The 6432-nt window shown below is 77.1% G+C and carries 6 protein-coding genes; 3 read left to right on the forward strand and 3 right to left on the reverse strand.

The features are described 5' to 3' along the window. Window positions 1–158: 158 nt before the first annotated feature. Together VKZ81_RS20985 and VKZ81_RS20990 are read left to right on the forward strand one after the other, a co-directional pair. Window positions 159–2060, forward strand: a complete 1902-nt coding sequence (locus tag VKZ81_RS20985; protein ID WP_324243333.1) for an ATP-binding protein — start codon at window positions 159–161, stop codon at window positions 2058–2060. Between the two features lie 21 nt (window positions 2061–2081). Then, window positions 2082–2648 (forward strand): tetratricopeptide repeat protein, encoded by a 567-nt coding sequence (locus VKZ81_RS20990; RefSeq protein WP_324243334.1) that lies wholly within the window; start codon window positions 2082–2084, stop codon window positions 2646–2648. Window positions 2649–2650: 2 nt separating this feature from the next. Here VKZ81_RS20990 and VKZ81_RS20995 read toward each other — a convergent pair whose 3' ends face one another. The 3 genes from VKZ81_RS20995 to VKZ81_RS21005 form a co-directional block, all read right to left on the reverse strand. Next, a complete protein-coding gene (locus tag VKZ81_RS20995) occupies window positions 2651–3862 on the reverse strand; it encodes a glycosyltransferase (protein ID WP_324243335.1) in 1212 nt (403 codons plus the stop codon). A gap of 75 nt (window positions 3863–3937) precedes the next feature. Then, on the reverse strand, window positions 3938–4807 hold the full coding sequence (locus tag VKZ81_RS21000) for an NAD-dependent epimerase/dehydratase family protein (RefSeq protein WP_324243336.1): 870 nt from the start codon (window positions 4805–4807) through the stop codon (window positions 3938–3940). Continuing rightward, entirely contained in the window at window positions 4804–5205 is a 402-nt protein-coding gene (locus VKZ81_RS21005) for a cupin domain-containing protein (protein WP_324243337.1), read from the reverse strand. The genes VKZ81_RS21000 and VKZ81_RS21005 overlap by 4 nt, the downstream gene beginning before the upstream one ends. Window positions 5206–5380: 175 nt before the next feature. On the opposite strand from VKZ81_RS21005, the gene eno reads away from it, so the two are divergent. Further along, on the forward strand, window positions 5381–6432 hold a 1052-nt coding region (eno, locus tag VKZ81_RS21010), incomplete at its 3' end, for a phosphopyruvate hydratase (protein ID WP_324243338.1).

Raw genomic sequence — 6432 nt, forward strand, 5'->3', positions numbered from 1 at the left:
GTTCGCGGTGGTGCATCGGTCGACCATCGCTCGGCCCACCGGGCCGGACCAGGTCGTCGATCCGACATCGCCCCGACATTCGGCCACACCGCCGCGCGGCAGCACCGGGGCTGAGCGGCCGCCGGGTCCGCCGCGCGCGCCGGACGTAAGGTGGCGCGGTGCCCGGCCAGGTCCATCCCGGGACGCTCGTGCGAGCGTGGCGGGAACGCGCGCTGCTCACCCAGGAGCAGCTGGCCGAGCGGGCCGGGCTGAGCGCCCGGACGATCGGGCGGCTGGAGTCCGGCGGCACCGGTCGGCTGCGGCCGTCCTCGCTCGAGCTGCTCGCCACCGCGCTGGGCCTGACCGACGCGGAACGCTCGACGCTGGTCGCCGCGGCCCGCGCCACCGCCGAGGCGGAGGTCGGGCGGAGCCCGCCGGACGACGTCCCCCGCCAGCTGCCGGCGCCGTTGCCCGGCTTCACCGGGCGCCGCGCCGAGATCGCGGCCGTGGACCGGCTCGTCGACGCCTCCGCGGTGGTCGTCGCGTCGATCGACGGGATGGCCGGGGTCGGCAAGACGGCGTTCGCGGTGCAGGTGGCGCACCGGCTCGCGGAGCACTTCCCGGACGGCCAGCTCTTCGTCGACCTGCACGGCAGCACCGACGGGGTGGCGCCCGTCCGGCCGGACGGGGCGCTCGCGAGCGTGCTGCGGGCGCTGGGGCTGCCCGACGAGCGGATCCCGCAGGGGCTCGACGACCGCGCCGCGCTCTACCGCAGCAGGCTCGCCGGTCGGAAGGTGCTGATCCTGCTCGACGACGCGGCGAACGAGGGCCAGGTGGTGCCCCTGATCCCCGGCACGCCCGGCTGCATGGTGCTGGTGACCAGCAGGCTGCGGCTGCCGGGCCTGGACTCCACGCACGCGTTCTCGCTCGACGTGCTCCCCCGGCGCGATGCGGTGGTGCTGTTCACCCGCGTCACGGAGGAACCGTCGATCGCGCCCGAGCTGCTGGCCGAGGTCGTCGAGCTGTGCGACCGGCTGCCGTTGGCGATCCGCATCGCGGCCGCACGGCTGCGGGCCCGTCCCGCCTGGACCGCCGCCCACCTGATCGACCGCCTGCGGGACCACCGCCGGCGCCTCGGCGAGCTCGAGGCGGGGCTGCGCAGCGTCACCGCCGCGCTCGACCTCTCCTACCGCCAGCTCGCCCGGCCCGAGCGCCGGGCGTTCCGGCTGCTCGGCCTGCACCCCGGCGGCGACCTGGACGCGCACGGGGCGGCGGCGTTGATCGGGTGTTCGCCCGGGGAGGCGGAGGGGTTGATCGGCGGGCTCCTGGACGCCCACCTCATCCAGGAGCCGACGCCGGGGCGGTACCGCTTCCACGACCTGGTCCGGGCCTACGCCGCCGCGGGCGAGCCCGAGCCCGACCGCGCCGAGGCCCTGACCCGGCTCCTCGACCACTGCTGCCGCACCGCGTCGGCGGCGATGGACCTCCTCCACCCGTACGAGCGCGAGCGGCGACCCCCGGCCCACCCGACGGACGCCCCGACCCCCGCGCTGCCCGACGAGGCCGCGGCCCGCGCCTGGCTCGACGCCGAGCTCGCGAACCTGCTGGCCGCCGCGCACCTCGCCGCCGACCAGGACCGGCCGGGCCACCTGCGCCACCTGTCCACCACCCTGCACCGGCACCTGCGCACGCTGCAGCGCCACGCCGACGCCGCGGCCCTCCACGAGCGGGCGCTCACCCTGGCCAGGGCCCGCGGTGAGCGGCGCGGCGAGGCCGAGGCGCTCCTCTGCACAGGCCACGTGGAGCGGCTCGTGGGGCGCTCGGACCGCGCGGTGGGGCGCTACCGGGCGGCCCTCGCCGCGGCCCGCGCGTGCGGGCACCGGACCGTCGAGCTCGACGCGCTGGTGTTCCTGGGGCACATGGACCGGTTCCGCGGGCGGTACGAGACCGCCCGCGCCCGCTTCACCGAGGTCCTCACGATCGCGCCGGGTACCGGCCACCACGCGGCGCAGGCGGAGGCGCTCGTCGGCCTCGGGTTCGTCCGCCTCGAGAGCGAGCACGACGTCGACGACGAGTTTTAGCGCGGTCTGCAGCTGGCCCGCGTGCTCGGTCACCGCATCGGGGAGTGCATCGCGCTGCAGGGGTTCGGCTACGCCCACCGCCTCCGCGGCCGCCACGAGCGGGCCGTCGAGGCGTTCGAGGAGGAGCTCGCGCTCGCCCGGGCCATCCGGAGCCCGTGGAACGAGCTCGGCGCGCTGCTCGACGTCGCCCGGCAGCGCAGGCTCATGGGCCACGCGGAGGCGGCCGCCGCCCACTACCGCGCGGTGCTCGACCTCACCGCGGAGGCGAGTAGCCCCGTCCACGAGGCCCACGCCTGGTACGGGCTCGGGCGGCTCCAGTTCACCGCGGGCCGGATGGACCTCGCCGTCGTCCACCTCGAACACGCCCTCGGGCTGGCCGGCGACCTCGGGCTGGACGTGCTCCGCGCGCAGGTCCACGACGGCCTCGCCCACGTGCACCGCGCCCTGGACCGGCCCGACCTCGCCCGGGAGCACTGGGAACGCGCCCTCGACCGCCTCGCCGGCGTCGTCGTGGCCCACACCCAGGACGACGACGTCACCGCCGACGCGGTCCGCGCCCGCCTCGACCGGCTGGACCGGTCGCCCTGACCTCAGATGTGCCGTCCGTCCAGCCGCTCGACGAGCGAGAGCACGGCGGCGGCGCCGTCCTCGGCGCGGATCCGGCGGCCGAGCTCGGCGGCGCAGTCGCGCAGGCCAGGCCGCTCGAGGCAGGACCGCAGCGCGTCGGCCAGGGTGTCGGCGGTCAGCTCGGGCATCGGCACCGGTGCCGGCGCGACGCCGAGCCGGTGCAGCCGGTCCGCCCAGAAGGGCTGGTCGACCAGCACGGGGACCGGGACGGCCGGCACCCCGGCCCGGAGCCCGGCCCCGGTGGTGCCCGCCCCGGCGTGGTGGACGACGGCGGCCACGCGCGGGAACAGCCACTCGTGCGGCACGTCGTCGATGACCAGGGTGTCGCCGCCCGCGGACGCGAGCTCGGCCCACCCGGACTGCACGACGGCCCGCGCGCCGACGCGGGCGACGGCGGCCGCGACGACGTCGTGCAGCCGCTCGTGGGACGGGGTCATGCTGCCGAATCCGATGAACACCGGGGGAGGCCCGGCGTCGAGGAAGTCGACCAGCTCGGCGGGCGGTCGCCAACCCGGCGGGTCGGCCGGCCACCAGTACCCGGTCACCTGCGCCGCGACCGGCCAGTCGGCGGGCCGCGGCACCACGGCCGGGCTGAAGCCGTGGCAGATCGGCCAGTCGTCCGGGGGGACCGGCGCGGTGGCCGGCCGGTCGAGCCGGGCGCGCAGCCGCTGCAGCACCTCGGCGTAGAGGGCGCCGGTGCGGGCGAGCACCTCTCCGCCCGCGGCCAGGTTCGCCTCGGGCGAGGGGTCCGCGACCGCCTGGCCGGGCGGTGGGAACTCGCGCGTCGGCACCCCCGGCGCGAGGTAGACGCCCGCGCTCGGGATGCCGAGGCCCTCGGCGACGAGCCGGCTCAGCGGGGCCGGGCCGAACGCGGTGAGCACGAGATCGGTGCCCGCGGCGACGGCGGCGAGCACGCCGTCGCCGAGCTCGTCGAGGAACGCGGCGAAGACCGCGCGGGCCGCCTCCGGCGACGGGGCGGCGGTGCGGGCGCGCACCTGCTCGACCGGGTCTCCGGGGAGGAGCCGGTGCTCCAGCCCGGTCTCGCGAACGAGGCCGGCGAAGCGGGCGTGCGCGGCCAGCGCCACGTCGTGGCCCGCCCGCTGCAGCCGACGGCCGAGGCCCGTGAACGGTGCCACGTCGCCTCGCGAGCCGGCCGTCACGATCAGGATCCGCACGACGTCCCCCGGGTCGCACCGCGTTCGGTAGCCCCGATCCTGGTGGACGGGCGGGCGCGAGCCCGCGGCGGGGAGCTACGCCACGGCCACGCTCCGCGCGAACCCCTCCCGCCAGGAGCGGTACCGCGGCGCCCAGCCGCGCTGCTCGCGCGCCAGCCGGTTGTCCGCCCCGCGGGCCCATCCGGGCCGCGGCGCGGTGGAGACCGGGGGTGGCGGCGCCCCCACCGCGGCGCAGAAGGCGGGCACCCACTCCTGGCCGGTGGCGGGCTCGTCGTCGCACACGTTGACCGCGCCGGACGGCCACCCGAGCGCCGCCACCGCCGCCGCGGCCGCGTCCTCGACGTGCAGGAAGCTCGTGACCGCGGTGTCGGCGACGAGCTCCCCGGCCCGCGCGGCGTCGGCACGCGCGCCGTCGGGGGCGAACCACGTCCCGGGGCCGTAGAACGAGCCGTAGCGCAGTACGACCCACTCGGGCGCCTCCCGCACCGCCGCCTCGAGCGCGGCGACCCCGCGCACCGATGTCCGGCGCGGCTCGGGGGCGTCGAGGTCGAGCGGGACGTCCTCGGTCGCGAGGTCGTCGCCGCCCGCGTAGGCCCAGCAGATGCTCTGCGCGACGATCCGGCGGGAGCCGGCCGCGAGCGCGGCGTCGACCAGGTTGCGGGTGCCGGTGACGCGCAGCGCGGAGTTGGCGGCGAGGTCGGCCGCGGACAGGTCGGTGAGCTGGTGGACCACCACCTCGGGGGCGGCGTCGCGCACGGTGGCGGACAGCGCGCGGGCGTCCTTCACGTCCACGACGGCGGGCTCCGCCCCGGCCGCGCGCAGGGCGGGGACGCGGTCGGGCCGACGGGTGAGCGCGGTGACGTGGTGGCCCTCGGCGACGAGGAGCGGCACGAGCAGGCGACCGACGACCCCGGTGGCCCCGGCGAGCAGGATGCGCACGGTCACGCCACCTCCGGTCGCGGGGCCCGCAGGTGCGCGCGCGCCTCGAGCTCGGCCTCGTCGACGAGGGTGAGCATCGGCGCGCCCGGCTCGTGCAGCATGACCACCACGAAGCGGCTCCACTCGTCGGCCAGCGCGTTGCCGGCCTGGTAGTGGATGACGTCGCCACCCGGCTCCCAGAACGGTTCTCCCGCCCGGATCACCCGCTCCGGCTCGCCCTCCAGCTCCCAGACGATCGCGCCTTCCACGACGAAGCCGTACACGGGGCCCGAGTGCCGGTGCGGTGGGGTGCCCGGATCGCCCGGCGGGACCTCTACGGTCGCCGTCATCACCTCGGCGCCGGCGGGCACCGCCGGCAGCGGTTGGTGGGCGAGCGGGGTGAGGATCGAGTTCGACGACTGCACGGGAGGACGCTATGCCAAAACCGGTGCACCGGGATGAGCCAGTTCCATTCGCAGTTGCTGTACCGGTTCCCGCGACGCGACGCGCTGAGACCCCGACTCGCGCGCACCGAGAGCGCGACTCGCCGGAGGCACCACTGCACCCCGGCAACCCGATCACGACGAAGGAGCAACCACGATGAGCGGGTCCGGTCACTCGATCGCGCGGGTCCGCGGTCGGCAGATCCTCGACTCCAGGGGACGCCCCACCGTCGAGGTCGACGTCCAGCTCGCCGACGGCCGGACGGCGCGGGCGTCGGTGCCGTCCGGCGCGTCGACCGGGAGCCACGAGGCGCACGAGCGCCGCGACGGGGACCCGGAGGAGTACGCGGGCCTGGGTGTCCGGCAGGCGGTGCGCGCGGTCAACACCGAGATCGCCGAGGCCCTGCACGGCAGGCCGGTCACCGAGCAGCGGGAGATCGACACCGTGCTCCGCGAGCTCGACGGGTCGCCCGCGCTGACCCGCCTCGGCGCCAACGCCGTGCTCGGCGCCTCGCTCGCGGTCTGCCGGGCGGGCGCGCTGGCGACCGGGCGACCGCTGTACCGCTACATCGCCGAGCTGGCCGGCACCACGCCCGCGCTGCCGACGCCGGTCGTCAACATCCTCTCCGGCGGCCTGCACGCCGGACGGGGCATGGACGTCCAGGACTTCCTCGCCGTCCCGGCCGCGGCGGCCACGCTCCCCGAGGCGATCCACCTCGTCTCCCGGGTGCGCTCCGCGGCGTCGGACGTGCTCGCCGCCCGCGGCCTGCCCACCCTGCTCGCCGACGAGGGCGGCCTCTCCCCGGGCTGCGCGACCGGCGAGGAGGCGCTCGACCTGGTGGTCGCCGCCATCGAGGGCGCGGGCCTGCGACCCGGCCGCGACGTGCTGATCGCGATCGACGTCGCCGCCCACTCGCTCGTCACCCCGAGCGGTGACTACGCGTTCGCTCGTGAGGGCGTCACCCGCACGAGCGCCGAGATCGTGGAGTTGCTCGAGGGCTGGGTGGACCGCTACCCGGTCGTCTCGATCGAGGACGGCCTCGACGAGGAGGACTGGTCCGGGTGGACCACGCTCACCGAGCGCCTCGGCGGCCGCATCCAGGTGGTCGGGGACGACCTGTTCACGACCAACCCGGACCGGCTCCGCCACGGCATCTCCGTCGGCGCGGCGAACGCCATCCTCATCAAGCTCAACCAGAACGGGACGCT

Source organism: Pseudonocardia sp. (assembly GCF_035305885.1).
Lineage (GTDB): Bacteria > Actinomycetota > Actinomycetes > Mycobacteriales > Pseudonocardiaceae > Pseudonocardia.